The 15,616-nt window shown below is 54.4% G+C and carries 12 protein-coding genes and 1 pseudogene; 12 read left to right on the top strand and 1 reads right to left on the bottom strand.

Annotation, left to right across the window (positions count from 1 at the left end):
* Positions 1 to 8 precede the first annotated feature (8 nt).
* The 12 genes and pseudogenes from ACFSW5_RS00370 (at position 9) to ACFSW5_RS00315 (ending at position 14,331) form a co-directional block, all read left to right on the top strand.
* Positions 9 to 569, top strand: coding sequence for a TetR/AcrR family transcriptional regulator (locus ACFSW5_RS00370; RefSeq protein WP_379268513.1), 561 nt, complete (start codon positions 9 to 11; stop codon positions 567 to 569).
* Positions 570 to 877: 308 nt separating this feature from the next.
* Entirely contained in the window at positions 878 to 1,945 is a 1,068-nt protein-coding gene (locus ACFSW5_RS00365) for an AI-2E family transporter (protein WP_379268510.1), read from the top strand.
* Positions 1,946 to 2,337: 392 nt separating this feature from the next.
* On the top strand, positions 2,338 to 4,971 hold the full coding sequence (alaS, locus tag ACFSW5_RS00360) for an alanine--tRNA ligase (RefSeq protein WP_379268508.1): 2,634 nt from the start codon (positions 2,338 to 2,340) through the stop codon (positions 4,969 to 4,971).
* 52 nt (positions 4,972 to 5,023) lie between these two features.
* Positions 5,024 to 5,286, top strand: a pseudogene (locus ACFSW5_RS00355) (IreB family regulatory phosphoprotein).
* A gap of 20 nt (positions 5,287 to 5,306) precedes the next feature.
* Positions 5,307 to 5,723, top strand: a complete 417-nt coding sequence (gene ruvX / locus ACFSW5_RS00350) for a Holliday junction resolvase RuvX (RefSeq protein WP_379268506.1) — start codon at positions 5,307 to 5,309, stop codon at positions 5,721 to 5,723.
* Between the two features lie 8 nt (positions 5,724 to 5,731).
* Positions 5,732 to 6,031: a DUF1292 domain-containing protein gene (locus ACFSW5_RS00345; RefSeq protein WP_379268504.1), complete on the top strand. Its 300-nt coding sequence runs from the start codon at positions 5,732 to 5,734 to the stop codon at positions 6,029 to 6,031.
* The gene (locus ACFSW5_RS00340; RefSeq protein WP_379268502.1) at positions 6,031 to 6,342 is read left to right on the top strand and encodes a DUF1292 domain-containing protein; all 312 of its coding nucleotides are present in this window, start codon (positions 6,031 to 6,033) and stop codon (positions 6,340 to 6,342) included. Before ACFSW5_RS00345 ends, ACFSW5_RS00340 begins: the two co-directional genes overlap by 1 nt.
* 116 nt (positions 6,343 to 6,458) lie before the next feature.
* Positions 6,459 to 7,538 (top strand): endolytic transglycosylase MltG, encoded by a 1,080-nt coding sequence (gene mltG, locus ACFSW5_RS00335; RefSeq protein ID WP_379268500.1) that lies wholly within the window; start codon positions 6,459 to 6,461, stop codon positions 7,536 to 7,538.
* A 26-nt stretch (positions 7,539 to 7,564) separates the two neighbouring features.
* Positions 7,565 to 8,497, top strand: a complete 933-nt coding sequence (locus tag ACFSW5_RS00330; protein ID WP_379268498.1) for a peptidase U32 family protein — start codon at positions 7,565 to 7,567, stop codon at positions 8,495 to 8,497.
* Positions 8,498 to 8,585: 88 nt separating this feature from the next.
* Positions 8,586 to 9,839: a peptidase U32 family protein gene (locus tag ACFSW5_RS00325; protein ID WP_379268496.1), complete on the top strand. Its 1,254-nt coding sequence runs from the start codon at positions 8,586 to 8,588 to the stop codon at positions 9,837 to 9,839.
* Positions 9,840 to 10,062: 223 nt separating this feature from the next.
* On the top strand, positions 10,063 to 12,279 hold the full coding sequence (locus ACFSW5_RS00320) for a methyl-accepting chemotaxis protein (protein WP_379268494.1): 2,217 nt from the start codon (positions 10,063 to 10,065) through the stop codon (positions 12,277 to 12,279).
* Between the two features lie 147 nt (positions 12,280 to 12,426).
* Positions 12,427 to 14,331 (top strand): peptidoglycan D,D-transpeptidase FtsI family protein, encoded by a 1,905-nt coding sequence (locus ACFSW5_RS00315; protein WP_379268492.1) that lies wholly within the window; start codon positions 12,427 to 12,429, stop codon positions 14,329 to 14,331.
* Between the two features lie 2 nt (positions 14,332 to 14,333).
* On the opposite strand, the gene ytvI is transcribed toward ACFSW5_RS00315, so the two are convergent.
* Complete coding sequence (gene ytvI, locus ACFSW5_RS00310) at positions 14,334 to 15,512, bottom strand: sporulation integral membrane protein YtvI (RefSeq protein ID WP_379268490.1); 1,179 nt, start codon at positions 15,510 to 15,512, stop codon at positions 14,334 to 14,336.
* Between the last annotated feature and the right edge of the window lie 104 nt (positions 15,513 to 15,616).

The raw sequence follows: 15,616 nt of genomic DNA, 5'->3' as shown, positions 1-15,616 counted from the left end.
GAATTGTCTTGGATAACCAAACGAGAGAAGACTTGCGGGTGAGAAGAACTCATAAGCTTCTTTACGATGCATTATTGGGGTTAATGGAAAAACACCCTTTTGAAACCATAACCGTGAAGCAAATTTGTGATTTAGCCATGGTACATAGAACCACGTTTTATACTCATTTTAATGACAAGTTTGACCTGCTTTCACATGCGCTAAGGCAAATTGCCGAGGATGAGTTTAATTTCGCCGGAGGCCGGCTTACTCCGTCTGAAAGTTTTCAAGAGCTATTTTCAATAGCAGCAAAACATAAAAAATTGTTCTCGCAGCTTCTAGCCGAGGAAAGGGATTCATTGAGGAATTTGTTACGAAGAGAGATGGGATTGGGCATTAAGCAGCACATGATTGAAATTTATTCGTTCGAGGACAACTCGATTGAATTGCAAATTGCTATAGAAGGCTATGTTGGAGCCGTCCTTGGAGTGTTAAATTGGTGGATTGAAAACAATATGCCTATTGATCAAGAAAACGTATTTAAAAAGCTGCATCTATTTACAGACTGGAATTGCCATAGCAATAAATGAATCGTTAGCAGGCGTTTGCAAGCAGCAAGAAGTAAAGCTTTGTCCGTCAGGACAAGCGGGGTTAGCTCAGGCCGATTGTCGAAGACGGCCGCGTAGCAGGCACGCTGATTTGGGGTGTCCAGAGGGACGAGCCCCTTGGAGCCCCCTCCTCAGGAGGGGGTGGGGGGTGGTGTAAGCCGGTGTCCAGAGGGTGCATACCCTTGGTCCCTAGAGGGGGGAGGTATTGAACGCCATGCTTGTACATATACTGTACGAGATACGGCGGAGTAACTATACCGTAATTATGCTGCGCAAAGAGGTGAACATCGGTGGAGCGGTTCACGAAGAGCCGGCTGTTCACATGGCTGGTCTATTTCATATTGGGCCTGCTGGCCGTTTATTTGCTGCTTCAGGTCAAGCCGGTCTTTATACATATATACGCGTTCTTGAAGGCCGTGCTGGCCCCGTTTCTAATCGCGATGATCATTTCCTACGTCCTCAACCCGGTCGTAACCTTGCTTCACGAGCGGAAAGTGCCGCGGACAGTGGCGGTGCTCCTCATATATGCCGTCTTTTTGGCGGCCCTTACCGTCATTATCGTCAATATGATACCGATGTTTCTGGAACAGATCGAGCAGCTCAATCACCATGTGCCGGAGCTGACGATGCGGGCCGAAAGCCTTGTGACCGACCTGAATAATTCGTTCCTGCCGGAAAGCGTCAGGTCGGGACTTAACAAAGCTCTGGCCGCTCTCGAGAAGCAAATAACGGCGACGCTGACCGCGTTCATCAACAATCTCGGCGCCGTCGTCAACGCCGTGTTCATCGCGTTTATTATCCCGTTTCTGGCGTTTTACATTTTGAAAGATTTCGAAGTGTTCGAGCGGGCCGTCATTACGTACGTCCCCAAATCCCACCGGAAAAACGTCGTGCGGATGATGAAGGACATCGACGAAGCGCTCGGAAATTATATCCGCGGACAATTTATCGTCTGCATCGTAGTAGGGGTGCTGGCCTACATCGGCTACGAAATCATCGGCATCCCGTATCCGCTCCTGCTCGCCGGAGTCGTGGCGATTACAAACATTATTCCGTATTTGGGGCCGTTCTTCGGGGCCGCTCCGGCCATTGTCGTCGCTTCGACCGTATCCCTCAAAATGGTCGTTTTGGTCGTGATCATCAACACCGCCTGCCAAATCTTGGAGAGCAACGTCGTATCGCCGCAAATCGTCGGACGCACCCTTCACATGCATCCGCTGTCGATTATTTTTGCGCTGCTGGTCGGAGGAGAGCTTGCGGGCGTCGTAGGGATGATTATGGCGGTGCCGATATTCGCGGCGCTGAAAGTCATCGTTCAGCATCTGTTCGCCTATTATGTCCGCCGCAAAACCATTTGACAATGGATTTCGCTTTAACTATAATTGGATGAAGGTATGAGTATCGGTATCCGATTGTATCCGATCATAGGCTATAAGCGATGATGAAATCCAAGTACGCCTTAGCCCGTCAAGCAGAGAGAACGCCTCCTCGCATGTTCCGCCGTTCGGCGGTTCTGCGTCGGCTGGAAGGGCGGTCATGACGAAGGAAGGCCGAAGCTAATTTCGGAGCGCGAACGAACTTCGCCGGCGGGACCCGTTATCGTCCGTACAAGGAGATTGGCTTCGTTTGCTGTCCGAAATGACGGCATACCGCTAGCCGGTAACCAGGGTGGTACCGCGATTTAACGTTTCGTCCCTGTCATTTTGACAGGGACTTTATTATTTTTATCAGAACTTGGAGGGGTTTAGAAATGAAAGCAAGTGAAATTCGCGCGAAATGGCTCGCTTTTTTCGAGAGCAAAGGGCATCATATCGAACCAAGCGCCTCGCTTGTTCCGCACAACGACCCGTCGCTGCTGTGGATCAACGCGGGGATGGCACCGCTTAAGCCTTATTTCGACGGACGGGTCGTTCCGGACAATCCGCGCATCACAAACTCGCAAAAGTGCATCCGTACGAACGACATCGAAAACGTCGGCAAGACGCGCCGGCACCATACGTTTTTCGAAATGCTGGGCAATTTCTCCATCGGCGATTATTTCAAGGAAGAAGCGATCACATGGGCGTGGGAGTTTCTGACGAGCAAAGAATGGATCGGCTTCGATCCGGAGCGGTTGTCCGTTACGGTATATCCGGAAGACGAAGAAGCGTACAAGCTTTGGAACGAAAAAATCGGCCTCCCGGCGTCGCGCATCTATAAGCTGGAGGACAATTTCTGGGATATCGGCGAAGGCCCTTGCGGACCTTGTACGGAAATTTTTTACGACCGCGGCGACAAGTACGGCGATCTGAACGATCCGGAATGCTGGCCGGGCGGGGAGAACGAGCGGTTCCTCGAAGTGTGGAACCTCGTATTCTCGCAATTCAACCATAATAAGGACGGCAGCTACACGCCGCTTCCGAACAAAAACATCGATACGGGCGCGGGCCTCGAGCGCTTCGCATCCATCCTTCAAGACGTGGATTCGAACTTCGATACCGACCTGTTCCAGCCGATCATCGGCCGCACCTGCGAGATTGCCGGCGTCCAATACGGCGCGAAAACCGAAGACGACGTCGCGCTTAAAGTCATCGCCGACCATATCCGCACGGTCGTATTCGCCGTCGGCGACGGCGTGCTTCCGTCGAACGAAGGACGCGGCTACATTATCCGCCGCTTGCTCCGCCGCGCGGTGCGCTACGGCAAGACGATTGGCATCGACCGTCCGTTCTTGTACAGCCTGACGGGGGTCGTAGGCGAAATCATGGGCGTCTATTACAACGAAGTGGTGGAGAAAGCCGAATTTATCGAACGCGTCATCCGCACGGAGGAGGAGCGCTTCCACGAAACGTTGTCCGACGGCCTCGCGATGCTGTCCGACCTGGTTGCGTCCGCGAAGGAAACGGGCGTTTCGGTTATCGGCGGCGACGACGCGTTCAAGCTGTACGACACTTACGGCTTCCCGTTTGACCTGACCGAGGATTTTGCCGCGGAGAACGGCATGACGGTCGACAAGGAAGGCTTCGACGCGGCGATGGAAGCGCAGCGGGAACGAGCCCGCGCCGCCCGTCAAGAGTCGGGCAGCATGAAGGTGCAAGGCGGTCCGCTGGCCGAATTTACGGTTAAAAGCGAGTTTGTTGGCTATAATGATTTGGTATCGGAATCGACGATTACGGCTATCGTGAAAGACGAGGCGCTTGCGGAAGAAGCTTCGGAAGGCAGCGAGGTGTTCGTGCTGCTCGACCGTACTCCGTTCTATGCGGAAAGCGGCGGTCAGATCGGCGACCGCGGCACGATCAAGGGCGCAGGCTTCGAGCTCTCCGTCCAGGACGTCACGAAAGCGCCGCACGGACAATCCGTACACCGCGCCGTCGTAACGAGCGGCACGGTCAAGACCGGCAGCACCGTTACGGCATCCGTCGACCGCGCATTGCGCGCCGATACGGTCAAGAACCATACGGCTACGCATTTGCTGCACAAAGCGCTGAAGGAAGTGCTCGGCACGCACGTCAACCAAGCGGGTTCGCTTGTCGAGCCGGAACGGCTGCGCTTCGACTTCTCGCATTTCGGCTCCATTACGCCGGAAGAGCTGCTTGACATCGAGCGCCGCGTCAACGAGCAAATCTGGCTCGGAACGGATGTGACGATCGAAAGCATGCCGATCGCGGAAGCGAAGGCAATGGGCGCGATGGCGTTGTTCGGCGAAAAGTACGGCGATATCGTCCGCGTCGTGCAGGTCGGGGATTACAGCATCGAGCTGTGCGGCGGCTGCCACGTCGGCAATACGGCACAGATCGGATTGTTCAAGCTGGTCAGCGAAAGCGGCATCGGCTCCGGCGTACGCCGCATCGAAGCGGTTACGGGCCGGCATGCCTACGAATATTCGGAAAGCCAGCTCGACCTGCTGAAAAAAGCGGCCGCGCTGCTGAAGTCGAATCAGGCCGACGTGCCGAAGCGCATTGAAGCGTTGTTCGCGCAAACGAAGGAGCTTTCCCGCGAGAACGAGTCGCTGCAAGCGAAGCTCTCCCGCATCGAAGCCGGCTCGCTCGAGTCCAAGGCGAAGACTGTGGGCGGCGTTACCGTTCTGACGGCCAAAGTAAGCGCGCCGTCGATGGACGCGCTGCGCGGCATCGTCGACGAGCTGAAGGCGAAGCTTCCGTCGTCGGTCATCGTGCTTGGAGCCGCGCAGGATGACAAGGTGAACCTTGTCGCGTCCGTCTCGCAGGACCTGGTGAAGAAAGGGCTGCATGCGGGCAAGCTGGTGAAGGAAGCGGCTGCCGTTTGCGGCGGAGGCGGAGGCGGCCGGCCGGATATGGCGCAAGCCGGCGGCAAGGACGCAAGCAAGCTTGACGACGCGCTCAAACTTGCGGAAGAACTGGTTCTTTCTCAAGCAAATATGATATGATAGGAATTGTAAATCTCACCGAACTTCGGTTTGGAAAAGCGAGGTGCTGGCGATGAGTTCCATGGACAAAACGATGAAATTTGACGTAAAAGCGGAAGATCCGGATACTTCTTCTCAAGATATTTTGCACACCGTATATGAAGCCTTGCTTGAGAAAGAATATAATCCGATCAACCAAATCGTCGGGTATTTGCTGTCCGGTGACCCCGCGTACATTCCGCGGCACAACACGCCAGAAGCTTGATTCGCAAGAAGGAACGCGATGAACTCATCGAAGAGCTGGTTCGGTTCTATTTGAACAACAAGAAACAATAAGGAAACGGGAGCCGGACAAGATGAGAACGATGGGGTTGGATTACGGCGACCGCAACATCGGCGTTGCGGTCAGCGATGCGTTCGGATGGACGGCGCAGGGCAAGGAAACGGTGGAACGACGCAGGGACGGCGGCGAATTGGACCGGATTGCGGAGTTGGTCAAGGAATACGAGGTGTCTGAGGTCGTTGTCGGTCTGCCCAAGAACATGAACGGTTCGATCGGCCCGCGGGGCGAGATCAGCATTGCGTTCGCCGAGCAGCTTCGGCAGAAGCTTGGTTTGCCAGTTCACCTTTGGGATGAACGGTTGACGACGGTATCCGCTGAACGGACACTTCTTGAAGCGGATGTCAGCCGCAAGAAGCGCAAGCAGGTAATTGACAAGATGGCCGCTACGCTCATATTGCAAAACTATCTCGATTCTAAAACGAAAAGGTGAGGGTTACGATGGCTAATGACGATCTGCAGTACGAAGAGCCGGAAATCATTTATATTCCGGATGAAGAAGGCAACGAAGAGGAATTCGAAGTCATCATGAAGTTCGAAGTCGACGGTTCCGATCAGAAATATATGATGGTCGTCCCACTTGAAGGCGGCGACAGCCAGGACGAAGACGAAGTCTACGCTTTCCGCTACGAAGAAGACGGCGACGACCTGAAGCTGTATACGATCGAAGACGAAGAAGAATGGAGCATGGTGGAAGAAACCTTCAATACGCTGCTTGGCGAGATGGAGGAAGACAACTGATGCCCGAAAGCGATCGCGAAGTTCCGATTCCGCTCCATCGCCTTCAATCCGCATTTGGTCCTTCCGTCGTCCTTTACGGCGAAGACGGAGAGGAGCAAACGTTCCGGATTAAGGCGGAGTTCCGGCTAGGCGACAAGGTTTACGCGGCGCTTCAGTCGGATGCGATGCGGAAGGACGACGAGGTGGAGATGTTCCGAGTCGGGGGTTCCGATGACGAACCGGAGCTTGAGACGATTGAAGACGACGAGGAATGGGAGCTTGCGGCGGAAGCTTATGACGATATGCTGTTCGCCGGGGACGAAACGCCTTGAACATAATGGGTCCGGCATAGAACTTATTGGAAAAAGAGCGGCGACCACCGCTCTTTTTCATGATGTGCGAGCTGATGATGCGTTTGATTATCGATTTCCCCGGAAGGAGTTTTCAATTGGCAAACCGAGCAGAGCATGCGGGTCCGCAGCGGAGCCGCATTACCTTATGGGTCATTTTGACGATTTTGGCTATATTCATCATCGGGGCAGGCAGCGTTGCTTTGTATATATGGAACGGGCTGAGGCCCGCCGCCGAAGGCGAAGCGAAGACGATCGAAATTCAGCCCGGAACGTCGGCCTTCCAGGTGTCGGACCTGCTGGAGGAGCAAGGCATTATTCGGAATTCGTTTCTTTTTAAATATTATTTAAGGTTCGAGAACGAAGGAAGCCGCTTCCAGGCCGGCCGTTACGAGCTGGCGCCGGGCATGACCAAGGAGGAAATCGTCGCGAAGCTGAACGCCGGCGATACGGTCGCGGAGGAAACGATCCGCTTTACGATTCCGGAAGGTTACACCGTGCTGCAAATTGCGGACAAGCTGGCGGAAGAAGGCATCGTGAACAAAGATAAGTTTCTGGCGTTGGCGGGCGAGAAGCGGACTTGGGGCGACGCGGAGGCTGTCCGGTCCATTCCGGAAGACGATAAGCTGCATCAACGGCTTGAAGGCTATTTATTCCCGGAAACGTACGAGATGAAGAAGGACAGCACGGAAGAAGACATTATAGAGCGCATGTTGACGGAAACGGATCGCAAGCTGGCCGAGCTTGGAGAGGATTGGCAAGCCGAGCTGGAAGAACGGGGGCTTACGCTGCATCAGTTGCTCACGATCGCTTCGCTGATCGAGCGCGAAGTGGTTGTGGACGAGGAGCGCCCGATCGTGGCAAGCGTCATTTACAATCGTCTCGCCAAGCCGATGCCGCTTCAAATCGACGCGACCGTGCAATATTTGCTGGACAAACCGAAGGAACGGCTGATGGAAAGCGACTTGAAGGTGGAAAGCCCGTACAATACTTACCAAGTGGACGGCTTGCCGCCGGGACCGATCGCGAGCCCAAGCATCGCTTCGATCGAAGCGGCATTACATCCTGCGGACACGGATTATTTTTATTACGTGACGAAGAAGGACGGTTCGCAAACCCATCTGTTTGCGCGAACGTACGAGGAGCACTTGGACAATATCGAAATAAGCAAAAAGTAACGCCGGAGAAGGAGGAAGCAAGCAACATGAGGAATAAACCGGAATTGCTGACGACTGCGGCCTCTTTGGACGAGATGAAAGTTCTCATCGCGGCGGGGGCGGACGCATTCGTCGTTGGGGAAACCAAATACGGCATGAGATTGCCGGGACAATTCGACGAGGCCGGCATCGCGGAGGCGGTCAAACTGGCGAAACCGAGCGGCGTCAACATTTATGTCTCCGTCAATAACATCATGGACAACAAGACGGTGGAGGAGCTCCCCGCTTATATGAAGCGGGTGGCGGAAGCCGGCGCGGACGCAATCGTATTCGGAGATCCGGCCGTGCTGGCCATCGCGCGGGAAGCGGCGCCGGGTCTTAAGCTTCATTGGAACGCGGAGATGACGTCGACCAACTATTCGACGGCCAATTATTGGGGACGCCGCGGCGCCACCCGTTTTGTCCTTGCCCGGGAACTGAATTTGGAGCAAATCGCCGAGATCAGACAGCATACCGAGCTTGAAATACAGGTGCAGGTGCACGGAATGACGAATATTTATCATTCGAAACGTTCGCTGATCGGAAGCTTCCTCGAGCATCAGGGCAAAGGCGAACGGCAGGCGGGCTTGCGTACGGCGGAAGGGCTTTACTTGACGGAAGCCGAACGCCCGGGCGAAAGGTACCCGATCTACGAGGACGAGTACGGCACGCATATGATGAGCCCGGACGATATTTGCATGCTTGACGCTTTGCATGAACTGCTGGAGCTTGGCGTCGACAGTTTGAAAATCGAAGGCTTTATGAAGCCTTTGTCCTATAACGAAATCGTCGTCAAATCGTACCGCGCAGCCGTTGACGCCTATTTCGCCAATCCGGCGCAATACGAATTCAACGAGAATTGGCTTGAAGCGATCCGGGAAGTGCAGGATCCGAACCGGGAGCTGACGTACGGCTTTTTCTTCAAGGAACAAGTGTATTAAAGCTCAATGGGAGGCTGCCGACGCGTTCCGCAAGACGGTCGCGTTCGGGTACAGCCGCCAACAAACGAACGAGGAGGCGAAACGAAAAATGACAACGACGGCAACAACAAAACCGCGCTTCCGGGGCAAAAGACACCGGCTTGACAGACCGGAGCTTCTTGCTCCGGCAGGCAATCTGGAAAAATTGAAATTCGCCGTCCATTACGGGGCGGATGCCGTATATATCGGCGGGCAAGCTTACGGGCTTCGTTCGAATGCCGACAATTTCACGATCGAGGAAATGAAGGAAGGCGTTGAGTTTGCAAGCCGCTACGGCGCCAAAGTATTTGTGGCGACCAACATTTATGCGCACAACGAAGATCTCGCGGGCATTGAAGAGTACCTTCGATCGCTTGAGGAAGCGGGCATTGCCGCCATTATCGCGGCCGACCCGGCCATTATCGAAGTGGCGCAGCGCGTCGCTCCGAAGCTGGAGGTGCACTTAAGCACGCAGCAATCGACGTTAAGCTGGAGAACGGTGAAGTTCTGGAAGGACGAAGGCTTGCCGCGGGTCGTGCTGGCGCGCGAAGCAAGTCTGGAGGAAATCGCCGAGATCAAGGAACATGTCGATATCGAAATCGAGACGTTCATCCACGGCGCAATGTGCTCTTCTTTCTCCGGGCGATGCGTATTGTCGAATCATTTTACCGACCGGGATTCGAACCGCGGAGGCTGCTGCCAATCGTGCCGCTGGAAATACGATATGTTTCTGGACGAGGAGCAGGTCAACGAAGAGGACGACAAGTTTACGATGGGCTCCAAGGACTTGTGCATGATCGAACACTTGCCCGAGCTTATCGAAGCCGGCATCGACAGCTTCAAGATCGAAGGGCGGATGAAGAGCATCCATTACGTCGCTACGGTCGTTAACGTATACCGTCAGGCGATCGACGCGTATTTCGCCGACCCTGAGCATTACGAACTCAAGCCGGAGTGGCTGGAAGAAATTCAGAAGGCGGCGAACCGCCCGCTCAATACCGGCTTTTTCTTCGATATTCCGGGTGCGGAGGACCATATTTACGGACCGGAGGATAAAGCGGTGCCGTACGATTTCGCCGGCGTCGTCCGCGCTTACGACGAACAGACGGGCATAGCCGTTATCGAGCAGCGGAACCACTTCAAGCCGGGACAAACGGTCGAGTTTGTCGGGCCGAACGGCACGTACTTTAAGCAAGAAGTTGGCGAAATCACGGATGAAGACGGCAATAAGCTGGATGCCGCTCGCCATCCGCTGCAGCTCGTTTGTATGCGGACGCTTTTCCCGGTCAAACCGATGGACATGATGCGCAAAAAAATGAAATAAACCGACATAACGGCTGGATCGCCCGATCCGGCCGTTTTTTACGTGCATTCGGCGGATTTTACGAAACCGGTAAAAAAAATGCATCGAATTGGCCGGTTCATCTTACATTTTTGCTTCTTTCGACCGATATAAAAGATGAGATTGTAAGTAAGCGGATTCATTTTCTCGCGCAATCGAACTGTACAAACGATCGACTACATAAAGCAAAGGGCGGTGTCTTTTCTTGAAACGAAACAAACAAACCGGAAATAAGCAAGGGAACGAAACGTTCTCTTCGGGCAAGAAGCCATTAGGAGAAAAAGGCAGGCAACTGTGGGCAGCGATCAAAAAGTCGGCAGCGGCCTTGAAATCAGCGACCACCGTTGACGCTGCGGAAGGCGCGCAAAAAAGCAGGCTTTCCGTCGGCGCAAAGCTGTTCGGCATGATCTTTTTAAGCATTATCGTCTGCGTGCTTGTGATCGGCCTGCTTTCCTTCAGCATGACCAAAAATATTGTCAAAGATAAAGTATCGGAAGCGAGCGATCAGACGATCGGCCAGGTCGCGGAAAATTTGGATACGGTATTCGGAAACTATGAAGACTTGACGATGCAGCTGCTCACCGACAAAGATTTGCACGCGTCGATCAATGAGCTGAAAACGAATATCGGCCAATACGAATCGTTTAACGCGCAGCGGGCCATTACCGAAAAAGCGCAAAACTACATCGTGGGCAACAATAGCATCGCCGGCATCTACTTCCTGCCGCTCAAAGACAATTTGCCGGTTATTACCGCAGGATCGGCGGCCTCGACGCAAAGCGACAATTTGAAAGCGGGCCTCTGGTTTAAAGAAGTGCAGAACGCAAACGGCAAGACGTTGTGGATTCCGCCGAACGTCGAAGGATTGGCGATATCCAGCGAGCCGATGATCGGGGTCGCCCGAATGCTTAAAGACACTTCGACGAATACGACTTCATATGTGCTGCTCATGGTCATTCGCTTAAGCTCGATCGAAGAGCGGCTGGACCGCATCGACCTGGGCGAAGGCAGCACAGTCGCGATCGTCGACGGCGACAATAAATACATTACCGAAGGCGAAGGCGAAGAGAGCCAAATCAACCAAGATTTTATTGTACAGCTGCCGGTCGAAGGCGATAACGCGAATTCGGACGCGATCACAACCGAAACGACCGACGGCCACGAGGTGCTTGCCGTTTATCAAACGTTCGAAACGATGAATTGGAAGCTGGTAGGCACGATCCCGGTCAACCAGCTGGTCGAAGACGCCGAGACGATTCGGGTGATGACGTGGATTGCGGTTGCCGTCGCGGCGGTCGCGGCTTTGGTTATCGGTTATTTCGGCATTCATCTTCCGATTTCCGTTCCGCTCGTTCAGATCAGCAAGCTGATGAACGAAGGCAGCAAAGGCAACTTGACCGTTCGTTCCAAGCTTAAAGGCAAGCGCAGACGGAGCGATGAAATCGGCCAGCTGAGCGCAAGCTTTAACGACATGATGGAGCAAATCAGCGATTTGGCGAGACGTTCCATGGCTTCGGCAACCGACGTGTTGCATACGGCAAGCGAGTTGTCCGAAGCTTCGCGGAAGACGGCCGTATCGGCGAAAGAAATATCGGTCGCTACCGAGGAAATCGCTAACGGCGCTTCCAGCCTTGCGGTAGAAGCGGAGAAAGGAAGCGATCTGTCTAACGCGATCAACGAACAGATGAAGTCGGTCATCGAAGCGAACAATCAAATGATCGCCTCTGCGGCGGACGTAGAGCAGGCGAGCGCCCAAGGTACCGCCTATATGTCCTCGTTGATGGAGAAGACGGGAATGACCGAGGAAATGACTCGCGCCATGGTGGAGAAGGTCGATAAATTAAAAGAAAGTACCGGCTCCATTGTTAAGATTTTGGACGTGCTGCACAACGTGACGAAGCAAACGAATATTTTGTCTCTGAACGCCGCCATCGAAGCGGCCAGAGCCGGTGCCGCCGGCAAAGGCTTTATGGTCGTAGCGGACGAAATTCGCAAGCTGGCCGAACAATCCCGCCAATCGATCGACATCGTCGGCCAATTTACGCAAAAAATTCAAACGGAAATCGAAGAAACGGTAAGCGTCTTATCCGATGCCTATCCGTTGTTCCAGGAGCAAATTTCTGCCGTTAAGGAAGCGAATCAGCTGTTCCTGTCCGTGCAGGGCAATATGGGCAATTTCGCCCAAAAGCTGGATTCCGTCACCGCATCGATCGGCAAGCTGGACGAATCGCAGACGATATTGTCCGATGCGATGAACAACGTAAGCGCCGTAGCGCAGCAATCTTCGGCCACCTCGGAGGAGGTCGCTTCCCTCAGCAACGAGCAGCAGGCTGTTAGCGATGCGCTTGTGGAGCTGTCCAAGAAGCTGGATACCGTATCCAACGAGCTTAAAATGTCGTTGTCGAATTTCCGGTTCGAATAAATCAAGCCGTTCATCCGCCCGTCCCGACCCTTCCGGCGCAAGCCGAAAGAGGCGGGGCGGCTTTTTTATCCGAAGCGGGTTAGGATGTATGACGCCTCCGGGATTGGTGAAGAAATAGAACAGATACTTACGTCTGGAGGAACAGTCATGCATCGGCGCCTGTTTATAGCGGCATCCGTTATTACCGCCATTTTCTTCATCTATATTGTTCGCCTTGGGGCATTGCAGCTGCTGGGCGTCGGAGGGGTTCCCGTCAAGGCTCCCGCGCAACAGGCGGACTGGAGAAGAACATCCGTTATCCAGCGGCAGCACAGCCTAGTCATCGATACCGGGAGAGGAGATTTCGTGGATCGGAACGGACAAGCGTTGACGGGCGAAACGTACAGCTCGCTTGCTTTTTTTCCGATCGACCCTAAGGCGCTTGCATCCGAACAACATCGGCTGCAAATGAAGCGTCTCGCTGCGCTGCTTGGCGTCACGGCGGCCGGTCTGGAACAATATTGGCATCAGCTCGAGCGGCCAGCCTATTGGAGTCGGCAAGGCGAGCAGACGCCGATCCGGCTTGCGGAGGAACAGCGGCGGAAGCTTTCGGAACTTAGGCTTGACGGCGTTAAGGTGCTGCCTTATCATAACCGGTATTTAGACGGCTTTAACGCGGCTCAGACGATCGGGTATATTAGCCAGCACCCCGAATGGATGCAAGCCGAACACGGAAAAGAGGTAGAGGCCGGCAGGCGAAAATTGACCGACCTGACGGGCGGATCCGGCCTTGAGCGGTCGCTTGACGACTTGCTGCGCGGCATAGGCCGGACGTCGGCGATGTATTTCACCGACGGCCGCAATATGCCGCTTCAAGGGCTCGGCATGCGCCTTGTCCGCCCGGACAACGGCTATTACCCTCTAAGCGTCGTCACGACGCTGGATCTGGATTTGCAGCGGAAGCTCGAAGCGTATGCGGACGAGGCAAAGCTGAAGCAAGGGGCCATCGTCGTGCTGGACGCCCGCAACGCGGACATTGTCGCCATTGTATCCCGGCCCCGCATGAATCCGAGACGGCTCGAATCGGACGAGTCGGCCGTTAATCATGCGCTGAAAGCAGTGCCGCCGGGCTCGGTATTCAAGCTCGTGACGGAAGCTGCGGCACTTGAAGCGGGCGTTACGAGCGAGAAGGAAACGTTCAGCTGCGACGGGGAATACGGCAAATACGGTTTATCCTGCTGGAAAAAAGGCGGTCATGGAACGCTGACGCTGCGGGAAGGGCTGGCCCAATCGTGCAATATCGTGTTTGCGACGCTCGGCGAGCGGTTGACGGCGGAGCAGCTGGAGCGTACCGCGCTGGCGCTTGGCGTCGGGCGTCAGGTCGGCTGGAGTACGGAGAAGCCGTACAAGCTGCTGCGGCGCAAGCTCCGCCTGCTGCCGGAAGAGGAAGCGGGCTCCGTCTTTTACACGCCCGAAGAGGCGGGGAAAGCGGGGCACGATCAAGGAAATGCCGCTCAGCCGTTCCCGGAAGCCGACGGGGGAGCGCGGGCCCAAAGCGCCATTGGGCAAAGGGATGTCCGCATGACGCCGCTGCAGGCGGCCAATCTGATCGTTACGCTGCTGCATGGCGGGAAAGTGACGGAGCCCCGCATCGTCAGCGAAATCAGATACGCGAACGGCGTCCGGATGGCCAAGCTGAAATCCCGCAAGGCGCCTTATTCGGACGTTTACGGACAAATAAGCCCCGCAACAGCACGGAAGCTGATGCGGGGCATGGAAGCCGTCGTGGATCATGGAACGGGCAGCTCGATACGGGAAGGGCGTTGGACCGTTGCCGGCAAGTCCGGCACGGCCGAGACGGCGCTTGGGTCCGTCCGCTTCAACCATCAATGGTTTGCCGGTTATGGCCCCGTTCGAAAGCCCCGATACGCGGTCGCCGTATTAAGCGAATACCGTCCGCCCGACAGCCGCAACCAAGCGACGGCCATATTCAGGGGCGTTATGGACTTGCTCGCCGAAGCTGAAGCCGAAGACCGTAACGAATCCGGGACCCGGACTCCTGGAATGCAATAGTATCAGGACGATGAAGCGGTTTCCCCCTGGTCGTCCGCCTTCGGCGCGTGATGGCCGGTTTCGCTTCCGTTCGCGCCGGCTCCGGCATAACCCGGATTGTCGTATTCATCCTGCGGCAGCCGGATCCAGCGGTGGAAATAGCCTTGGTCGATCAGCGCCTTGATCAGAATAATGAGTATCGGGGACAAAATGACGCCGGAGAAGCCGAACAACGATAGCGACACGACCATGCACGCCAGCATCGTAAAGGCGGAGACGCCAAGCGTGTCGCCCGTAATTTTAGGCTCCAAGATTTGACGGACCAGCACCACGGCGATAAATAACGCGGCCAGCCAAATTGCCAGTGATATTTTGCCGATAATAAGCAAATATATAATCCAAGGAACAAAGACGGCGCCGACGCCAAGCAGCGGCAAAATGTCAAAGATGGCGCAAACGAGGGCGATGAGAAACGCATGCTCGACCCCCAACAGCAGCAGCGAAATTAAAATGACGAGAAACGTGATCGTAATCATTTTGGCCTGCGCTTTAATGTAGGCGGCAATCCCTTTCAATACGTTGTCCCGCAAGAAAAAAAACGCCGTTTTGAACGTGCGGGGCGTCTTCTCGGTCGCGAACCGCTTCCAGCTTTTGATCTCGATGCTCAGGAAATAAGCCAAAATAATGCCCAGCACGAAATTGAACACAAACGTCGAGAAGGAAGATACGTAGCCGATCAGGCTGTTCAGCACGTTTTTGCCTATGTTTTGGAGCGTGGTCGCAATGCCGTTGACCAGATCGGCGAAGCGGTTCGACCAATCCGGAGGCAGCGAATTGATTTGACCTTGCAGCTCCGCAGTGTACTTCTGGATTTGCTCCGTCAGCACTTCCTGGTATTGCGGCAATCGGTCGATCAGCTCGGAACCTTGCACCGTCACCATATAGCCGAGTCCGGAGAAAGCCGCCAAAATAATAAGCGTAAACAGAAGGATCGAAATGCCGGACGCGATCGATTTTTTGACTCCGATCCGGTTCAGCCGGCTGGCGAGCGGTTCGATGCATAAATAAATGAGAAAGCCGTAAAAAATAGGCGTGGCGATTTTGTAAAGGTAGCTGAAAACGAGCATCGTCAAATAGACCGTCAAGGCGATCAGGCCGATATCGAAGGCGGTCCGCCAATATTTCTTATAAAATGGAAGCATCGTTAATTTTCCCCTTTATGAACGATATTTTTTGTAATCGATTGTACCGGATTTTAGGAAAAGTTGGCCTCAATTTTTTTTCAATATGATACAATTAAAATTAT

The organism is Paenibacillus thailandensis, from assembly GCF_042685365.1.
Lineage (GTDB): Bacteria > Bacillota > Bacilli > Paenibacillales > Paenibacillaceae > Paenibacillus_AP > Paenibacillus_AP thailandensis.
This window is presented reverse-complemented; position numbering and strand designations above follow the sequence as displayed.

What these genes read in the sequence shown, in the direction of transcription:
- alaS (WP_379268508.1), top strand. Translation starts at nt 2,338, where the DNA reads ATGAAAGCAAGTGAAATTCGCGCGAAATGGCTCGCTTTTTTCGAGAGC.
- ruvX (WP_379268506.1), top strand. Translation starts at nt 5,307, where the DNA reads ATGAGAACGATGGGGTTGGATTACGGCGACCGCAACATCGGCGTTGCG.
- ACFSW5_RS00345 (WP_379268504.1), top strand. Translation starts at nt 5,732, where the DNA reads ATGGCTAATGACGATCTGCAGTACGAAGAGCCGGAAATCATTTATATT.
- ACFSW5_RS00340 (WP_379268502.1), top strand. Translation starts at nt 6,031, where the DNA reads ATGCCCGAAAGCGATCGCGAAGTTCCGATTCCGCTCCATCGCCTTCAA.
- ACFSW5_RS00330 (WP_379268498.1), top strand. Translation starts at nt 7,565, where the DNA reads ATGAGGAATAAACCGGAATTGCTGACGACTGCGGCCTCTTTGGACGAG.
- ACFSW5_RS00325 (WP_379268496.1), top strand. Translation starts at nt 8,586, where the DNA reads ATGACAACGACGGCAACAACAAAACCGCGCTTCCGGGGCAAAAGACAC.
- ACFSW5_RS00315 (WP_379268492.1), top strand. Translation starts at nt 12,427, where the DNA reads ATGCATCGGCGCCTGTTTATAGCGGCATCCGTTATTACCGCCATTTTC.
- ytvI (WP_379268490.1), bottom strand. Translation starts at nt 15,512, where the DNA reads ATGCTTCCATTTTATAAGAAATATTGGCGGACCGCCTTCGATATCGGC.